The sequence below is a fragment of the Nonomuraea salmonea genome (genome assembly GCF_042428605.1).
Classification (GTDB): domain Bacteria; phylum Actinomycetota; class Actinomycetes; order Streptosporangiales; family Streptosporangiaceae; genus Nonomuraea; species Nonomuraea salmonea.
This window is the reverse complement of record NZ_JBHMCF010000028.1, coordinates 1-17203: the sequence shown is the minus strand read 5'-3', so window position 1 is coordinate 17203 and position 17203 is coordinate 1. Positions and strand designations below refer to the sequence as shown.

Annotated in this window: 16 protein-coding genes, 2 tRNA genes, 1 rRNA gene and 1 riboswitch; of the genes, 12 read left to right on the top strand and 7 right to left on the bottom strand. The window is 68.1% G+C overall.

Translation table 11 applies throughout. The features are described 5' to 3' along the window. Nucleotides 1-379: 379 nt before the first annotated feature. The 3 genes from ACFFR3_RS23870 to ACFFR3_RS23860 form a co-directional block, all read right to left on the bottom strand. A complete protein-coding gene (locus tag ACFFR3_RS23870; RefSeq protein WP_364381417.1) occupies nt 380-1336 on the bottom strand; it encodes a coiled-coil domain-containing protein in 957 nt (318 codons plus the stop codon). Between the two features lie 5 nt (nt 1337-1341). Further along, a riboswitch (cyclic di-AMP (ydaO/yuaA leader) is annotated at nt 1342-1480 on the bottom strand. Nucleotides 1481-1551: 71 nt separating this feature from the next. Further along, on the bottom strand, nt 1552-2625 hold the full coding sequence (gene galT, locus ACFFR3_RS23865; RefSeq protein ID WP_379483874.1) for a galactose-1-phosphate uridylyltransferase: 1074 nt from the start codon (nt 2623-2625) through the stop codon (nt 1552-1554). After that, on the bottom strand, nt 2622-3398 hold the full coding sequence (locus ACFFR3_RS23860; RefSeq protein WP_345388001.1) for a DeoR/GlpR family DNA-binding transcription regulator: 777 nt from the start codon (nt 3396-3398) through the stop codon (nt 2622-2624). The genes galT and ACFFR3_RS23860 overlap by 4 nt, the downstream gene beginning before the upstream one ends. Before the next feature lie 154 nt (nt 3399-3552). Here ACFFR3_RS23860 and ACFFR3_RS23855 point away from each other — a divergent pair, with 154 nt between their 5' ends. After that, on the top strand, nt 3553-3630 hold the full coding sequence (locus tag ACFFR3_RS23855) for a 50S ribosomal protein bL37 (RefSeq protein WP_372513659.1): 78 nt from the start codon (nt 3553-3555) through the stop codon (nt 3628-3630). Nucleotides 3631-3678: 48 nt separating this feature from the next. Here ACFFR3_RS23855 and ACFFR3_RS23850 read toward each other — a convergent pair whose 3' ends face one another. The 3 genes from ACFFR3_RS23850 to ACFFR3_RS23840 form a co-directional block, all read right to left on the bottom strand. Continuing rightward, on the bottom strand, nt 3679-4989 hold the full coding sequence (locus ACFFR3_RS23850) for a TrpB-like pyridoxal phosphate-dependent enzyme (protein WP_379483873.1): 1311 nt from the start codon (nt 4987-4989) through the stop codon (nt 3679-3681). Between the two features lie 4 nt (nt 4990-4993). After that, entirely contained in the window at nt 4994-5647 is a 654-nt protein-coding gene (locus tag ACFFR3_RS23845; RefSeq protein ID WP_364381427.1) for a nucleoside/nucleotide kinase family protein, read from the bottom strand. 127 nt (nt 5648-5774) lie between these two features. Continuing rightward, nucleotides 5775-5845, bottom strand: a tRNA-Gly gene (locus ACFFR3_RS23840). An 89-nt stretch (nt 5846-5934) separates the two neighbouring features. Here ACFFR3_RS23840 and ACFFR3_RS23835 point away from each other — a divergent pair. The 4 genes from ACFFR3_RS23835 (at nt 5935) to ACFFR3_RS23820 (ending at nt 7805) form a co-directional block, all read left to right on the top strand. After that, nucleotides 5935-6011: transfer RNA gene (locus tag ACFFR3_RS23835), tRNA-Pro, on the top strand. Between the two features lie 167 nt (nt 6012-6178). Then, nucleotides 6179-6580 carry a DoxX family protein gene (locus ACFFR3_RS23830; RefSeq protein ID WP_345387995.1) on the top strand — a complete coding sequence of 134 codons (402 nt, stop codon included), beginning with the start codon at nt 6179-6181 and terminating at the stop codon, nt 6578-6580. 7 nt (nt 6581-6587) lie between these two features. Beyond that, nucleotides 6588-7280, top strand: a complete 693-nt coding sequence (locus ACFFR3_RS23825) for a hypothetical protein (RefSeq protein WP_379483872.1) — start codon at nt 6588-6590, stop codon at nt 7278-7280. A 24-nt stretch (nt 7281-7304) separates the two neighbouring features. After that, entirely contained in the window at nt 7305-7805 is a 501-nt protein-coding gene (locus tag ACFFR3_RS23820; protein ID WP_345387987.1) for a DinB family protein, read from the top strand. Between the two features lie 16 nt (nt 7806-7821). Here the strand turns inward: ACFFR3_RS23820 and ACFFR3_RS23815 are convergent, their stop codons facing one another. Continuing rightward, a complete protein-coding gene (locus ACFFR3_RS23815; RefSeq protein WP_355420232.1) occupies nt 7822-8298 on the bottom strand; it encodes an ATP-binding protein in 477 nt (158 codons plus the stop codon). A gap of 234 nt (nt 8299-8532) precedes the next feature. Between ACFFR3_RS23815 and ACFFR3_RS23810 the strand changes: the two genes are divergently transcribed. From ACFFR3_RS23810 to ACFFR3_RS23780, 7 genes are all read left to right on the top strand, one after another. Continuing rightward, on the top strand, nt 8533-9399 hold the full coding sequence (locus ACFFR3_RS23810; RefSeq protein ID WP_345387979.1) for a Sco1979 family transcriptional regulator: 867 nt from the start codon (nt 8533-8535) through the stop codon (nt 9397-9399). Nucleotides 9400-9578: 179 nt separating this feature from the next. After that, nucleotides 9579-10964: a trigger factor gene (gene tig / locus ACFFR3_RS23805; protein WP_345387976.1), complete on the top strand. Its 1386-nt coding sequence runs from the start codon at nt 9579-9581 to the stop codon at nt 10962-10964. Between the two features lie 340 nt (nt 10965-11304). After that, complete coding sequence (locus ACFFR3_RS23800; protein ID WP_043640066.1) at nt 11305-11937, top strand: ClpP family protease; 633 nt, start codon at nt 11305-11307, stop codon at nt 11935-11937. Nucleotides 11938-11948: 11 nt separating this feature from the next. After that, complete coding sequence (locus tag ACFFR3_RS23795; protein WP_364381435.1) at nt 11949-12572, top strand: ATP-dependent Clp protease proteolytic subunit; 624 nt, start codon at nt 11949-11951, stop codon at nt 12570-12572. A gap of 184 nt (nt 12573-12756) precedes the next feature. After that, nucleotides 12757-14040 (top strand): ATP-dependent Clp protease ATP-binding subunit ClpX, encoded by a 1284-nt coding sequence (gene clpX, locus ACFFR3_RS23790; RefSeq protein WP_043640058.1) that lies wholly within the window; start codon nt 12757-12759, stop codon nt 14038-14040. A 73-nt stretch (nt 14041-14113) separates the two neighbouring features. Continuing rightward, nucleotides 14114-16687, top strand: coding sequence for a valine--tRNA ligase (locus ACFFR3_RS23785; RefSeq protein WP_379483871.1), 2574 nt, complete (start codon nt 14114-14116; stop codon nt 16685-16687). A gap of 454 nt (nt 16688-17141) precedes the next feature. Then, a 16S ribosomal RNA gene (locus tag ACFFR3_RS23780) occupies nt 17142-17203 on the top strand; the annotation flags it as partial.

The following is a 17203-nucleotide window of genomic DNA, read 5'->3' as shown; positions in this document are numbered from 1 at the left end:
GCGATCGACGAGCATGCAACTAAAGCACGCCGGAGCATCACCGATGCCGGTGTGCCGACCACAGTCGCGCCGACCACAGATCGCACAGGACACCTCGGCCGCCCGGAACCACGAAGGGTGGGGCCAGCTCGCCGCAGTCGGAGCAGACTACCTTGGCCTGGGTGCGCGGGTAGCAGGACCCGTTTCACCCTGAGTACCACCTCGCACCAGATGCGACATGCTCGCATCTGATGCGAGATCCGTCTGGCGAACCTCGAAGTCAGCAGGCAGACGGCCGTGCACAACAACCTCGATGAAGGTCACCCGGGCAGGACGATGACCAGCTCAAATGCCTTCTTCAAATGCGCGAATAGCCCATCAGATGCTATTCGTCCCTCTTTCAGTTCATCGAGATGTGCACGTGGTCGTAGTGGTTCTCGGTGATGCTGCCGCGGTCGGACATCGTGCGCCAGCCGCTGCCGGAGTTGATGCGCTGCTTCCAGATCACGTACTTCACGCCGAGCTTGTCCTTGTTCTGCAGCGCCCACTCCGCGAGGCGGTCGCCGAGCGCGTTGTTGGCGGCCGTGGGCATGCTGCCGCCGGTGCTCATCATGAAGTCGCAGGCCCGGCCGAGCGGGTGCTCGCCGCTGGAGCCCCCGCGGAAGCAGCCGACCGTGAACGGCAGCGCGAAGTTCTTCTCCACCTGGGCTTTCATCAGCCGCGTACGCGGGGTGATGTTGTCGGTGCCGCCGGGCAGCTCGGGCGCCCAGGTGCCGTTGGACTTGCGGCCCGTGGCGACCGGCACCAGGTCCTGCAGCTTCTTCTCGATGTCCTTGATGACGTCCTCGGCCTCGCCGCGCTGGCCGGCGACCGTGGCGGCGTCCGACTTGATCTTGGCCGTCAGTGCGGCGGCCTCCTCGCTGGCCTTCTTGCGCTCGTCGCGGGCCTTGGCCACGCTCTGCACGACGGCCTGCTGCTCGGCGGTGAGCTGTTCGAGCAGGGCCGCGCTGCCGCCGTTGCTGGGCAGCATGAAGCCGGGCAGCGACGGGTCGATGTTCTGGTAGCGCAGGCGGGCGATCTCGGCGACCCGCTGCTCGGCCGCGGCCAGCGTCTGCTCGGCGGCGGCCAGCTTGGCCTGCGCGTTCCTGGCGGCCTCCTGCGCCTCGGCCAGCTCGACCCGCTTGAGATTGTACTTCTCGATGAGCTTGTCGACCTTGTTGTTGAGCTGCTTGAGCTGGGCGCGGAGCTCGGACTCGGTCGGTTTGGGCGCGGCCGCCGCGACGTTCGCCGGGAGGATGGCGAGGGCGGCGGCGGTGACGAGACCGATGGCAAGTTTCGCGGGGGACGAAGCCGCCACGTAGGAGTTCCTCTCCCTCTGCCGGCCGGGTTAGCTGACGGGTTCGGGCATGGAGCTCCCTACCGCTGTCGCGGATTCACCCCAAGGTGCGGATTGGGTCCCCGGCTCCCGGGCGACGCGCCCGGGATTAGGCGGGCGGTCGGCCGGGTTACGGCCGCCGCATATGGGGATATTAGTGGTAGATCACGAGTCATGCGACCTTAAGTAGAAATCTATTAGTGATCTATCTGTGACCGGAGCATACGCGCCGCTTCCTCCGGCCGTACGTCGTTCACGAACGCCCCCATCGCCGACTCCGAGCCGGCCAAATACTTGAGCTTGTTCGGCGCCCGCCGGATGCTGAACAGCTCCAGGTGCAGGTACGCCAGCTCCCTCCCCGTACGCACCGGCGCCTGGTGCCAGGCCGAGATGTACGGCATCACGACCCCGAACAGCCCGTCGAACGCCCGCAGCACCGAGGTGTAGAGCGGCGCGAACGCGGCCCGCTCCGCCTCCGTCAGCGCCGCCAGGTCGGGCACCTGCCGGTGCGGATAGATGTGCACCTCGAACGGCCAGCGCGCCGCGGCGGGCACGAAGGCCGTCCACAGCTCGTTCGCGGCCACCACCCGCGTGCCCGCGGCCCGCTCGGCGGCCAGCACGTCGGCGAACAGGTTGCCCTTGTACCGCTGCGCCGCACCGAGCTGCAGCTTCGTCCTGGGCGTGACGTACGGGTAGGCGTAGATCTGGCCGTGCGGGTGGGCGATGGTGATGCCGATCTCCTCGCCCCGGTTCTCGAAGCAGAAGACCTGCTCGACGCCCTCGATGGCGGACAGCTCGGCCGTGCGGTCGGCCCACGCCTCCATGACCAGCTCCACCTGGTCGTCGGAGAGCCGGGAGAAGGAGGAGTCGTGGTCGGAGGTGAAGCACACCACCTCACACCGCCCCACTCCCGGCCGGACCTCACTCAGCCCGCCCACATCCTCATAAGTCCCGAAATTTCCGGAAAAAGAGGGGAAGCGGTTCTCGAACACGACCACGTCGTAGTCGTACGACGGGATCTCCGTCGACCGCTCGTCGGTCGACGGGCACAACGGGCACTCGGCCGTGCCGCCCGTGGGCAGGAACGTCCGCGTCTGCCGATGCCCCGCGATCGCGATCCACTCCTCGGTCAGCGGGTCGTAGCGCAGCTCGGAGGCCGGCGGCCGGGGCTCGAGCGGCCGGCGGTCGATCGCGCTCCTGTCGGCGTCGTCGCGCCGGTCGAAGTAGATCAGCTCCCGTCCGTCGGCGAGATGGGTGATGGTGCGCTTCACGAGCCCTCCGCGATGATCAGTTCGCCGGCCCGTTCGGCCAGCTCAGTGCGTGCTTCCTCGGGCAGGCCCGCGTCGCTGACGACCACGTCGGCCTCGCTCAGCTCCGCGATCGTGCTGATGCCCACGGTGTTCCACTTCGTGTGGTCGGCGGGGACGACCAGCCGGGTCGCCGCCGCCACCAGCTCCCTGTCGGTCTCCGACTCCAGCAGGTTGGGCGTGGTGAACCCGGCCCGCACGCTCATTCCGTGCACGCCGAGGAAGAGCGTGTCGACGTGCAGGCGGCGGATCGCGGCCACCGCGACCGGCCCCACCAGCGCGTCGGACGGCGTGCGTACGCCACCGGTCAGCACGACCGTGCGGTCGGCACGCGGGTTGCGGTGGAAGACCTCGGCGACCGGGATCGAGTTGGTGATCACGGTCAGCTCGGGCACGCCGATGAGGTGGTGCGCCAGCGCCCACGTGGTGGTGCCCGCCGACAGCGCGACGGCCGTGCCGGGGCGGACGAGCGTGGCCGCCTGCCGGGCGATGGCCTCTTTCTCCTGCTGCTGGCGGGCCGACTTGGCGGTGAAGCCGGGCTCCTCGGTCGAGCCGGGGCCCAGGGCGGTCGCGCCGCCGTGCACCTTCTCCAGCAGGCCGCGCTCGGCCAGCACCTCAAGGTCGCGCCTGATGGTCATGTCGGAGACGCCGAGCTCGCGTACGAGGTCGGCCACCCGTACGCCGCCGTTGCTGCGGACGCGTTCGAGGATCGCCTGCTGGCGCTGCTGTGCGAGCACACCCGCTCCTTCCAACACATTCCACCAAATTATGACACGGATTTGTTGGGGAATGTTAGTTCGTGCGGAACGCTTGCGCTGGTCAGCGTGCCGGGAGACGTTGAAGGTCCAACGGGTGCCGATCAAGCGGTGCCGATCACGTGGAGGCGAACTCATGGCCAGACGCGCACGTAAGGGCAGGGCACGAAAGAAGAAGAAGGCCAACCACGGCAAGCGCCCCACCGCGCGATGACCTGCGCGATGACCTGCGGGGTGGCCGCCCGCGCGGCCACCCGGCGGTCTATCCGGGCAGTTCTGTGAGCGCCAGGTCGATGCGCTCCTGCGGCAGCGAGTAGTCCTCCAGCTCATCGGCCAGGTAGCGGTCGTAGGCGGCCAGGTCGAAGTGGCCGTGACCGCACAGCGCCGTCAGGATCACCTTCTCCTCGCCGCTCTCCTTGCAGCGCAGCGCCTCGGCGATGGTCTCCGCCAGCGCGTGCGTGGGCTCGGGCGCCGGCAGGATGCCCTCGGTGCGCGCGAACCGTACGCCTGCCGCGAAACACTCCCGCTGCGACCGGGTCACCGCCTCGAACAGGCCCAGCTCGTACATGTGCGACAGCAGCGGCGACATGCCGTGATAGCGCAGGCCGCCCGCGTGGATCGGGTCCGGCACGAACGAGTGGCCCAGCGTGTGCATCTTCAGCAGCGGCGTGAACCCGGCCGTGTCGCCGAAGTCGTAGGCGTACGCGCCGCGCGTGAACGACGGGCAGGCCGCCGGCTCGACCGCCCTGAACTCCGTCGCCAGCCGCCCCGCCAGCTTCTCCCGCAGGAACGGGAACGACAGGCCGGCGAAGTTCGAGCCGCCGCCGGTGCAGCCGATCACCAGGTCCGGCATTTCGGGCAGTTGCGCGAGCGCCTCCTCGCCGATCACCGTCTGGTGCATCAGCACGTGGTTGAGCACCGAGCCGAGCGCGTAGCGGGCGTCGGGGTTCGCGCCGGCCACCTCCACCGCCTCGCTGATCGCGATGCCCAGGCTGCCGGGCGAGTCGGGGTCGTCGGCCAGCACCTTGCTGCCCGCCCCGGTCATGGGGGAGGGGCTCGCGTGCACGGTCGCGCCGTAGACCCGCATGAGCGAGCGCCGGTACGGCTTCTGGTCGTACGACGCCCGGACCATCCAGATCCGGCACTCCAGATCGAACTGGGAGCACGCGAACGCCAGCGCAGAACCCCACTGCCCCGCGCCCGTCTCCGTGGTGAGCAGCCGCACCCCCTCGCGCGCGTTGTAGTACGCCTGCGGCACCGCCGTGTTCGGCTTGTGCGAGCCCGCCGGGGAGACGCCCTCGTACTTGTAGTAGATCCTGGCCGGCGTGCCCAGCGCCTTCTCCAGCCGGCGCGCCCGCATCAGCGGCGTGGGCCGCCACAGCCGGTAGACGTCCAGCACCTCCTGCGGGATCGGCACGAACCGCTCGCCGCTCACCTCCTGCCCGATCAGCTCCATCGGGAAGAGCGGCGCGAGATCGTCGGGGCCCACGGGCTGCCGCGTGCCGGGATGCAGCGGCGGCGGAGGCGGTGCGGGCAGGTCAGGGACGATGTTGTACCAGTTGCTGGGGATCATCGCCTCAGTGTGCGCCGCCGCGTCCGCGCGTACCAGTACCGTCGGGCACCAGCACGGCGAGGCGTGCCGGATGATCCGAACGCACCACCACGTCTGCTCTGCGCTGCGGGTCGGCCTCGCGCTCGTACCGCTCGTACGCGGGCAGCTTCCACCGCTCGTCCTCCGGGGTGCCGCGTTCGAGCGCGCCCCGCGACAGCCACAGGTGCACGCTCACCTCGAACGCCAGCCCGCGCCCCAGCAGCAGCGTCCCGTCGACCAGCGCCACCCCGCCGGGCGGCAGCTCCTCGTACGCCGCCCGGTAGGCCCGGTCGATGGAGCTGTCCCACAGCGCGGGCAGCACCCGGCCGGTCTCGCTCGCGTCCAGAACCTCCCTGCGCAGGGCCTTCACGTCCAGCCAGTCGTCGTAGAAGGCGTCGGGGTCGGTCCTGCCGTACTCCAGCCGCAGCGACGCCGGCCGCAGGAAGTCGCCGGCCGACACCCGCACCACCGGCCGTCCGCGCAGCCGCAGCGGCGCGACCAGCTCGTCGGCCAGCTCGTCGGGCCGCGCCGCCGGCGCCCCGTCGACGGCCACCCGGACGTACTCGGTGGCCGGACGGCCGGAGATCAGCTCGGCCAGCTCCTCGACGAGAGCCTCACGGGAGATCGGTCGCGCACGCATCGCCTCCACCTTACGAGCCCGCGCTTTCATGACGCCGCCGGCCACTTCACCGCAATCGAGCAAGGGCGCGGACATGAGGAAGGCCAGGCACCCCGGATGGGGCTGACCTGGCCTTTTCGCCGTGGAGAGCGGACGACGGGAATCGAACCCGCGTAGCTAGTTTGGAAGACTAGGGCTCTACCATTGAGCTACGTCCGCGCGAACCGGTCGAACTCTGGTCTAGACTTCATCCGGTCGTCAGGGCGTAAGCGTACCGGAGTCCCGGAGCGTATGCGCACTCGGCGAGACGGGGCGTGGCGCAGCTTGGCAGCGCGCTTGCTTTGGGAGCAAGAAGTCGCAGGTTCAAATCCTGTCGCCCCGACCAGCTCAAAGGCCCCTCCCGTTCCGGGCGGGGCCTCTTTGTGCTTGAGGAGCACAACAGGCCTTTGAGCAGAACGGTGGAGGAAGGTGCACCCCATCGGGTAGCTGGCGCGATTCTCCCCAGGCGCCGATGTTCCTAGCGTCGGAGGTAGCCGATCGAGGGGAGAGAGCATGACGGTCGTACAGAGACGCGGCTCCGGACGGGTCGCCAATGTCGTGCTTTGGGTGCTGCAGGTCGCCATGGCAGGGTTCTTCATCATGAGTGCGCTGGGGAAGTTCACCGGGAGCGAGCCGGCCGCGTCCACGTTCGAGGCGATCGGGTGGGGTGACTGGTTTCGTCACCTGACCGGGGTGCTGGAGGTGGCCGGGGCGGCAGGGCTCGTGGTGCCGGTGCTCGCGGGCGTCGCGGCGCCGGCACTCGTGGCGCTGACGGCGTGCGCGGCGCTGACGGAGGTGCTGCTGTTCGGCGGGCCGCCGGTGCTGCCGCTCGCCGTGCTCGTCCTGTGCGCGGTGATCGCCTGGGGTCGCAGGGACGCGACGGCGCGCCTGCGGGCGCTGGTCGCCGGGCGCTGAGGGGGCCATGGAGCTGTTCGCCGACGACCCGATGGCCGCGCCGCTGACGTACCCGGGCCGGATTCCCGAGAGGTCGGGGGTGCTGGACGGTGACGCGTACGTGCCGGGGGAGTGGCGGGCGGCCGGTGAGCTGCTGGCGGCGCGCGGGTGCGCGCCGCTGGAGGCCCGCCACCGCGTCGTCGCCGTCGGGTCCAACGCCGCGCCGGGCCAGCTCCGCAGGAAGTTCGTGAACCACGGGGTACGCCCGGTCGTCCCCATGGCGCTCGCCGACGTGCCGGGCATCGCCCCCGGCGTCTCCGCGCACGTCAGCAGGTGGGGTTACGTCCCGGCCGCACCCGTACGGACGCCGGGCGAGAGCTCAAGGCTGTTCGTGCTGTGGCTGGACGAGCGGCAGCTCGCCGCACTCGACCTGACCGAGCCCAATTACGTACGCCGCCCGCTCACCGACCCCCTCACCCTGGAGGACGGCACCCGCCTGCCGCCCCCCTTCGTGTACGAGGGCAGGCACGGCTGCCTGGCGGACGGCGCCGGCCGGCCGCGCCGCCTGACCGCCCAGCGCCCGCTGATCGCCTCGCTCCTCGACGCCTCCGCCGCCCTGCGCCACGTGTGCGGCGACACGCCGGAGGAGTTCGTGGAGAACGTCAGGGACGACGCCGTACGCGAGGCCGCCACCCGCATCCTGCAGCGCCAGGAATGGTGATAAATCCGGATAAGGTCGGTCAGCGTGACCGACACCAGAACCATCCCTCCCCTGACCGGCGACGAGCGCACCACGCTCGACAACTGGCTCGAATGGCACCGCGGCACCCTGGCCGTCAAATGCGCCGGCCTCACGGACGACCAGCTGCGCCTGCGCGCGGCGGAGCCGTCCGAGCTGTCCCTGCTCGGCCTCGTCAGGCACATGGCCCACGTCGAACGCGTCTGGTTCCGCAACGTGCTCAACGGCGAGGACCTGCCCAAGCTCTGGGACAAGGACCGCGACAACGACGCCGACTTCACCGAGGTGGACACCGCTTCGGTGAAGGAGGCGTTCGCCACCTGGCAGGAGGAGATCGAGCACGCCCGCGCCATCTCGGCCGCCAAGCCGCTCGACGCCGTCGGCGACCGCAAGGGACGCGACTGCACGCACCGCTACATCCTGGTGCACATGATCGAGGAGTACGCCCGCCACAACGGCCACGCCGACCTGCTGCGCGAGCGCATCGACGGAGTGATAGGCGACTAGCGGAGAGAGCGGCGGTTCAGGCGTCGGCGCGGAACAGCGCCCAGACGGCCTTGCCGCCGCGCGCCAGCGGGTCCCAGCCCCAGCACTGGCTGTAGGTCTCGACGATGTAGAGCCCGCGCCCGTTCTCGGAGATGAAGTCGGGCTCCTTGGGCGTCGGCACCTCGTCGCTCGGGTCGGCCACGGCCAGCAGCACGTGCGGCGTCACGCGCATCAGCAAGAGCTCGATCTCGCGCCTCCCCGCCGCGTACATCGCGTACCTGACGGCGTTCGTGACCAGCTCGGAGACCACCAGGGCGGCGTCGTCGCTCAGCTCGTGCAGCCCCCAGCCGCGCAAGGTGGAGCGGGTCACGTCCCGCGCGGTCTTGACCGAGTCGGCCTGGAAGGGGAGCGGGCAGGCGGTGGTGTACGGCTTGCCGCCCATGAGCAGGTGGTCGAAGCCCACCTCACGGGTGATCTGCAGGCAGTCGGCAGTGGCCAGAGGGTCCTCCACCATGCTGCCGATACCTCCCCGTAAAGCCTTGGTTAGTGCATGTATAGCCCAATATGCACTAAGCCATCATGGGTCACGAACGCGGCAGCTGCAAGACCCAAATGCACGTGCAGGTGCAATGTGCAGCAGCAAGCGGCATTTTCGGGTCATAAGCCATGGAATCGGACACCCGGTTGAGACCTTGTCATACCCGGCAGTGGGGTGTCACTGTGTGTGCGGACCTTGATAGGAGGCAAAGTGACGCAGAACCAGCCGGGTTCCGGGCCGACGGCGCTGCGCATCCTCCTGGGCTCCCAGCTGCGCAAGCTCAGGGAAGCGAAGAACGTCACCCGCGAGGAGGCCGGCCACATCATCCGCGGGTCGGAATCCAAGATCAGCCGGATGGAACTCGGCCGAGTGGGGTTCAAAGAACGCGACGTGGCGGACCTGCTGACCTTGTACGGGGTCATCGATCAGCAGGCCCGTGCCGCCGTACTCGATCTGGTCTCCACCGCCAACGAGCCGGGCTGGTGGCACCGGTTCAACGACGTCCTGCCCACGTGGTTCCAGGCGTACGTCGGCCTCGAGGAGGCCGCCGCCAGGATCAGGACCTACGAGGTCCAGTTCGTGCCGGGACTGCTGCAGACCAAGGAGTACGCGAGGGCTGTGGTGACCGCCGGGGCGGCGGGCATCGGGGCGGAGGAGATCGCCAGGAGGGTGGACCTGCGTCTGGAACGCCAGCGCATGTTCGACAGGCCCGACGGGCCCGTCTTCTGGGCGGTGATCGACGAGGCCGCGCTCAGGCGGCCCATCGGCGGGATCGAGGTGATGAAGGCGCAGATCGAGCACCTCATCGACCTCATGCGCCAGCCGAACATCACCATCCAGATCATGCCGTTCAGCTTCGGCGGGCACAGCGCGGAAGGAGGCGCGTTCAGCATCCTGCGCTTCCCCGACACCGACCTGCCCGACGTCGTGTACGTGGAGCAGCTGGCCAGCGCGCTCTACCTGGACAAGCGTGAGGATGTGGACCGATACACCGAGGTGATGGAGCGGTTGTGCGCCGTGAGCACCACCCCGGATGAGACGATCGAGCTGTTGAGGACGATCGCGGACGAGTTCTGACCCGCGTTTCTCACAGCGGTGGCGTCGTGGTTGGGTGTGCATCTGCCCTAGACTGGCCATCGGCGTTGGATGCCGCCGTGGCGGAGCATGCCCAACACCGCTCATGTGGGCGCGGCGCGTGAGCCGTACCGAATGGACGCGCCCGCGATCACTCGTAGCTTGATCAAGGAGACCATTCCGTGAAGACCGCTGTCGAGGAGCTCAGCCCGACCCGGGTCAAGCTCACTGTCGAGGTGCCGTTCGACGAGCTGCGCCCGAGCATGGATGCGGCGTACAAGAAGGTCGCGCAGCAGGTGCGCGTCCCCGGGTTCCGGCCTGGCAAGGTTCCGGCCCGCATCATCGAGCAGCGCTTCGGCCGGGCGGTAGTGCTGGAGGAGACCCTCAACGACGCGGTGCCCAAGCTGTACGGCCAGGCCGTCGACGAGGTCGACGTGTTCCCGGTCAGCCAGCCGGACATCGAAGTGACGAAGATCGACGACGGTGAGCAGATCGAGTTCACCGCCGAGGTCGACATCCGGCCCAACTTCGACGTCCCCGACTACCAGGGCATCGAGGTCACGGTCGACTCCGCCGAGGTCTCCGACGAAGACGTCGACACCCAGCTCGACGCGCTGCGCCAGCGGTTCGCCACGCTCACCGGCGTCGAGCGGGCCGCCGCCACCGGCGACTTCGTCGTGATGGACCTGCGCGCCGAGATCGACGGCCAGAACATCGAGGAGCAGCAGGCCAACGAGGTCTCCTACGAGGTCGGCGCCGGCTCCGTGCTGCAGGGCCTCGACACCGCGCTCGAGGGCATGTCCGCGGGCGAGGAGAAGAGCTTCAAGACCGAGCTGGTCGGCGGCGAGAACGCCGGCGACGAAGCCGACGTGATCATCAACGTCAAGTCGGTCAAGGAGAAGGTGCTGCCCGAGCTCGACGACGAGTTCGCCCAGCTCGCCAGCGAGTTCGACACGCTCGACGAGCTCAAGGCCAGCATCCGCGAGCAGGCCCGCCGCAACAAGCTGATCGACCAGGTCGTCCAGGCCCGCGAGAAGTCCCTCGACGCGCTGCTCGACAAGATCGACATCCCGCTGCCCGAGAGCGCGCTCAAGGCCGAGGTCGACGCCCGCAAGCACAACCTCGACCACCAGATCGCCGAGAGCGGCCTCAGCCGCGACGCCTTCTTCCGCCTCTACCAGACGACGGAGGAGGAGCGCTTCGAGGAGTTCGAGAAGAACTCCGCGCGCGCCATCAAGGTCGGCTTCGTGCTCGACAAGATCGTCAAGGCCGAGGAGCTGGGCGTCTCCGAGCAGGAGCTGACCAACTTCGTCGTGCGCCGCGCCATGGAGATGGGCGTGCAGCCCAACGAGCTGGCCCAGCACCTCGCCGACAACGACCAGCTGACGCTGGCCATGGTCGAGATCGTGCGCGACAAGGCCAAGTCGGTCCTGGGCGACGCCGCCAAGGTCGTCGACACCGACGGCAACGAGGTCGACCTCAAGGCGATCTACACCGAGATCAACGGTGAGCAGGTCGTCGAGGAGGGCGAGGACGAGTCCGCCGAGGACGCCAAGCCCGAGGCCTGACGCCTCACCCGCTTCCCGCGAAAGCCCCCGGAACCTCCCGGGGGCTTTCGCGTGCCCGCCCTCCACCGGCGCTGAGGCAGCCCAGCACGCGCCGCGGGCGCGGACGGCGTACGAGGGCCGACTCGGGTGTGCGACCGCCTCAGGGCCGTCTCAGGGGCCGTCTCGGCGCTCCCGCGGAACCGCGCGTAAGGACACGAAAGCCGCCGGGAACAACGGCAAACGCGACGCCCGAACATGCGCCGTCAGCGAACAGCACCAGGGACCGGGCATGAGCTGTAGGCAGCGCGCGTTAAGGTCACAAGCAAAGCCAATCGATTACGACGCATCGGAAGGTGACGCTGTGACCAGCCCGCCGACCTTCTATCAGCCTGAGTCTCGAGGCCGTGAGAACGGCTCCGCCTTCCGGCTTGAGGACCAGCTCTACCAGCGCCTGCTCCGCGAGCGCATCATCGTGCTCGGGCAGGAGGTCAACGACGAGATCGCCAACCGCATCTGCGCCGAGCTGCTGCTGCTCGCGGCCGACGACCCCGAGCGCGACATCACGCTCTACATCAACTCGCCGGGTGGCTCGGTGAGTGCCGGCATGGCCATTTACGACATGATGGAATACGTGCCCAATGACGTTTCCACTGTGGTGATGGGCATGGCGGCATCGATGGGGCAGTTCCTGCTCACGGCCGGGGCGCGGGGCAAGCGCTACGCTCTGCCGCACGCCCGGGTGATGATGCACCAGCCGTCCGGCGGCATCGGTGGCACCGCCGCCGACATCGCCATCCAGGCCGAGCAGATGCTCTATGTGAAGAAGACGCTGGCCGAGCGCATCGCGTTCCACACCGGGCAGCCGCTGGAGCAGATCGAGTCCGACTCCGACCGTGACCGCTGGTTCACGGCCGAGGAGGCCAAGGACTACGGCTTCATCGACCACGTGGTGCGCAGCGCGCGTCAGGTGCCCTCCGCGGGCCCGGTCTCCTAGGGGGAGCTGACATGAACATCCAGAGCCGTTACGTTCTCCCCTCCTTCGTCGAGCGCACGTCATACGGCGTGAAGGAGATGAACCCGTACAACAAGCTCTTCGAGGACCGCATCATCTTCCTCGGAGTGCAGATCGACGACGCGTCGGCCAACGACGTGATGGCCCAGCTGCTGACGCTGGAGTCGCTCGACCCCGACCGTGACATCAGCATCTACATCAACTCGCCCGGTGGCTCCTTCACCGCCATGACGGCGATCTACGACACGATGCAGTTCGTCCGGCCGGAGATCCAGACCGTCTGCCTCGGCCAGGCCGCGTCCGCCGCGGCCGTGCTGCTGGCCGGCGGCACCCCGGGCAAGCGGTTCGCGCTGCCCAACGCCCGGGTGCTGATCCACCAGCCGTCCACCGAGGGCGGCGGCCAGGGAAGCGACATCGAGATCCAGGCCCGCGAGATCCTCCGCATGCGCACGCTGCTGGAGGACATCGTGGCCCGGCACACGGGCAAGCCCTCCGCCGACGTCCGCAAGGACATCGAACGCGACAAAATTCTCAACGCGGACGAGGCAAAGGCGTATGGTCTGATCGACGACATCATCCCGTCCAGGAAGAAGCGAGCTCAGGCCGTGGCTTCCTAGACGAGACGTGACGCACCGGGGCGCTGCCCAATAGGGCACGTTCCGGTGCGACTCGCCGCTAGGGGGCTCACTGAGGGCCCAGAAGACGGTAACGTCGAAACCTGAGCGGTTCGGCCTAGTCCGGAGAATGTCCGGAGACACTGCTCTCGTGAGCAGGGCGGTCCCACGCAAAGGAGTATCTGGGGTGGCACGCATCGGCGACGGGGGAGACCTGCTGAAGTGCTCTTTCTGCGGAAAGAGTCAGAAGCAAGTCAAAAAGCTCATTGCCGGTCCAGGCGTCTACATCTGCGATGAGTGCATCGATCTCTGCAACGAGATCATCGAGGAGGAGCTGTCCGAGTCCTCCGAGCTCAAGTGGGACAACCTGCCCAAGCCGAGGGAGATCTACGAGTTCCTCGACGCCTACGTCATCGGTCAGGACAAGGCGAAGAAGGCTCTCTCGGTGGCGGTGTACAACCACTACAAGCGGGTGCAGTCGGGCGACCGGGGCAGAGACGACGGCCTCGAGCTGGCCAAGAGCAACATCCTGCTGCTCGGGCCCACGGGTTCGGGCAAGACGCTGCTGGCGCAGACCCTGGCGAAGATGCTCAACGTACCCTTCGCCATCGCCGACGCCACCGCGCTCACGGAGGCCGGCTACGTCGGCGAGGATGTCGAGAACATCCTGCTCAAGCTCATCCAGGCCGCCGACTACGACGTCAAGAAGGCCGAGACCGGCATCATCTACATCGACGAGGTCGACAAGATCGCCCGTAAGAGCGAAAACCCGTCGATCACGCGCGACGTGTCCGGTGAGGGCGTGCAGCAGGCGCTGCTGAAGATACTGGAGGGCACCACCGCCTCGGTGCCTCCGCAGGGCGGCCGCAAGCACCCGCACCAGGAGTTCATCCAGATCGACACCACCAACGTGCTGTTCATCTGCGGTGGGGCGTTCGCCGGTCTGGAAAAGATCATCGAGTCGCGCATCGGCAAGAAGGGCATCGGCTTCAACGCCATCATCCGCTCGAAGGAAGAGGTCGACACGGCCGACATCTTCGGCGACGTGATGCCGGAAGACCTGCTCAAGTTCGGCATGATCCCCGAGTTCGTCGGCCGGCTCCCGGTCATCACCTCGGTGCACAACCTCGACCGCGAGGCGCTCATCCAGATCCTCACCGAGCCCCGCAACGCGCTCGTCAAGCAATACCGCAAGCTTCTCGAGCTCGACGGCGTCGAGCTCGAGTTCACCGACGGCGCCCTCGAGGCCATCGCCGACCAGGCGATCCTGCGCGGCACCGGCGCCCGCGGCCTGCGCGCCATCCTGGAGGAGGTGCTCCAGTCCGTCATGTACGAAGTGCCCTCCAGGCAGGACGTCGCCCGCGTCGTCATCACCCGCGAGTCGGTCATCGAGCACGCGATCCCGACCCTCGTCCCGCGCGACCAGCTCGCCGCCAAGCAGCAGCGCACACCACGCGAGAAGTCGGCCTGAGCGCCACCAGTCAGATCGGCAACGCCCCGTGGTCACCGGCCATGGGGCGTTCCGCTTTCCCGTCTCCCTAGAATTGGTCACTGTGACAACGCCAGAGCTGCCTACTCAATACACCCCGGCCGACGTCGAGACCCGCAGCTACGAGCGCTGGGTATCCGAAGGCTACTTCCGCGCCGACCCGGGCAGCTCGCGCGAGCCGTACAGCATCGTCCTCCCGCCGCCCAACGTGACGGGCGTGCTGCACATCGGGCACGCCCTCGACCACTCCATCCAGGACGCGCTGACGCGCCGCGCCCGCATGCAGGGGCGCGAGACGCTCTGGCTGCCCGGCATGGACCACGCCGGCATCGCCACCCAGAACGTCGTCGAACGCGAGCTGGCCAAAGAGGGCAAGTCGCGGCACGACCTCGGGCGCGAGGCGTTCGTCGAGCGCGTCTGGGAGTGGAAGGAGGAGTCCGGCGGCCGGATCCTCGGCCAGATGCGCAAGCTCGGCGACGGCGTCGACTGGTCGCGCGAGCGGTTCACGATGGACACGGGGCTGTCGCGGGCCGTACAAACGATCTTCAAGAAGCTCTTCGACGACGGGCTCATCTACCGCGCCGAGCGCATCATCAACTGGTGCCCGCGCTGCCTGACCGCGCTGTCCGACATCGAGGTCGAGCACAGCGAGGACGAAGGCGAGCTCGTCTCCATCCGCTACTCCGACGAGATCGTGGTGGCCACCACCCGCGCCGAGACCATGCTCGGCGACACCGCCGTGGCCGTCCATCCGTCCGACGAGCGTTACGCCCACCTGATCGGCACCATGGTCGAGGTGCCGCTGACTGGGCGCATGATCCCGGTGGTCGCCGACGAACACGTCGATCCGTCGTTCGGCACCGGCGCCGTCAAGGTGACCCCCGCCCACGACCCCAACGACTTCGAGATCGGCCGCCGGCACGACCTGCCGTCGATCACCGTCATGGACGAGCGCGGCGTGATCACGGCGCACGGGCCGTTCGAGGGGCTCGACCGCTTCGAGGCGCGTCCGGCCGTGGTGGCCGCGCTGCGCGCCGAGGGCCGCGTCGTCGCCGAGAAGCGCCCCTACGTCCACTCCGTCGGCCACTGCTCACGCTGCAAGACGGTGGTCGAGCCGAGGCTGTCGCTGCAGTGGTTCGTCAACGTCGCGCCGCTGGCCAAGGCCGCGGGCGACGCCGTACGCGACGGGCGCACCCGCATCCACCCGCCGGAGATGGCCAAGCGCTACTTCGACTGGGTCGACGACATGCACGACTGGTGCATCTCCCGCCAGCTGTGGTGGGGCCATCGCATCCCGGTCTGGTACGGCCCCGGCGGCGAGGTCGTCTGCGTCGGCCCCGACGAGGAGCCGCCCGCCGGTTACGTCCAGGACTCCGACGTCCTCGACACCTGGTTCTCCTCCGGCCTGTGGCCGTTCTCCACGATGGGCTGGCCCGACCACACGCCCGAGCTCGAGCGCTTCTACCCGACCTCGGTGCTGGTGACGGGCTACGACATCCTGTTCTTCTGGGTCGCCAGGATGATGATGTTCGGCCTGTACGCCATGGACGGCGAGCCGCCGTTCCGTGTCGTCGCGCTGCACGGCATGGTCCGCGACCAATACGGCAAGAAGATGTCGAAGTCGTTCGGCAACGTGGTCGACCCGCTCGACTGGGTCGATCGCTTCGGTGCCGACGCCACCCGCTTCACGCTGCTGCGCGGCGCCAACCCCGGCGCCGACGTCGCGGTGAGCGAGGAGTGGGCGGCCGGCTCGCGCAACTTCTGCAACAAGATCTGGAACGCCACCCGCTTCGCCCTGATGAACGGCGCGGCAGTGGGGTCGCTGGAGGGCGCAGAGCTGACGGCGGCCGACCGGTGGATCCTGTCGCGGCTGCAGACGGTGGTCACGCAGGCCGACGCGGCGTTCGAGGAGTTCGAGTTCGCCAAGGCGTCCGACCTGCTCTACCACTTCGCCTGGGACGAGGTGTGCGACTGGTACCTCGAGCTGGCCAAGATCCAGCTCGGTGAGGGCCTGGAGCACACCCGGCTGGTGCTCGGTCACGTGCTCGACGCGCTGCTGCGGTTGCTGCATCCGCTGGTGCCGTTCGTGACCGAGGAGTTGTGGCGGGCCGTCACCGGGGGCGAGTCGATCGTGGTGGCCCCGTGGCCCACGGCCGACCCGCGCTACACCGACCCCGCCGCCGAGGCGGAGATCGAGGCGCTGCAGGAGCTGGTGACGGAGGTCCGCCGGTTCCGCTCCGATCAGGGGCTCAAGCCGGGTCAGAAGGTGGCTGCGCGGCTGGGGCTGGCCGGCACGTCTCTGGCGGGCCAGGAGAGCGCCGTACGCTCGCTGCTGCGCCTCACGGAGCCCGGCGAGTCGTTCAGCACCACCGCGCGCCTGACGGTGAGCGGCGTGAGCGTTGAGCTCGACACCGCCGGCGCCATCGACGTCGCGGCCGAGCGCAAGCGGCTGGAGAAGGACCTCGCGGCCGCCCGTAAGGAGGCCGCTCAGGTCGCGGCCAAGCTGGGCAACGAGCAGTTCATGGCCAAGGCGCCAGAAAACGTGGTGGCCAAGGTCAGGAGCCGCGCCGAGCAGGCGTCGGCGGACATCGACCGCCTCGAGGCGCAGCTCGCCGCTCTCGGTGTTTAGACGGTACGCACGCAGGGAAGGTTCATTCGTTACCGGAGAGTGGACCTTCCACGCCTCAGAGGCTGCTAGAGTTTTCAACCGCAGGGCCGATCGGTCCTGACATCCCAGTGAACGAACCTCAACCCTCGGGTTGCGTCCGCCACGCGGTTGGACAAGAGCCGAAAGTTGGAGTAAGTTAGCAGGGTTGCCTCGGAAGGGGCGAAGTCCGGAAGATCCCGGATCGGGCGGTTTGACAAGATTCGTCCGGATCTGGTAATCTGAAGGAAACGAAATGTGCGCCTCGCGCACTGGGGTCCCCAAAGATTCTGGTGCGGATGTACGCGTCCGTTTCTTGAGAACTCAACAGTGTGTTAAAAGCCAGTGCATGATGCACAACCCCGTCATATTTTTGACGGATTCCTTTGGTTGACATTCATGTGGACATGAGTGTTGGCCAGGACTTCTTTTCAAGCATTTTTTGGAGAGTTTGATCCTGGCTCAGGACGAACGCTGGCGGCGTGCTTAACACATGCAAGT

Coding starts and splice junctions, on each gene's coding strand:
- ACFFR3_RS23830 (WP_345387995.1), top strand. CDS start 6,179: ATGACGGTCGTACAGAGACGCGGCTCCGGACGGGTCGCCAATGTCGTG.
- ACFFR3_RS23850 (WP_379483873.1), bottom strand. CDS start 4,989: ATGATCCCCAGCAACTGGTACAACATCGTCCCTGACCTGCCCGCACCG.
- ACFFR3_RS23825 (WP_379483872.1), top strand. CDS start 6,588: ATGGAGCTGTTCGCCGACGACCCGATGGCCGCGCCGCTGACGTACCCG.
- ACFFR3_RS23815 (WP_355420232.1), bottom strand. CDS start 8,298: ATGGTGGAGGACCCTCTGGCCACTGCCGACTGCCTGCAGATCACCCGT.
- ACFFR3_RS23855 (WP_372513659.1), top strand. CDS start 3,553: ATGGCCAGACGCGCACGTAAGGGCAGGGCACGAAAGAAGAAGAAGGCC.
- ACFFR3_RS23845 (WP_364381427.1), bottom strand. CDS start 5,647: ATGCGTGCGCGACCGATCTCCCGTGAGGCTCTCGTCGAGGAGCTGGCC.
- ACFFR3_RS23795 (WP_364381435.1), top strand. CDS start 11,949: ATGAACATCCAGAGCCGTTACGTTCTCCCCTCCTTCGTCGAGCGCACG.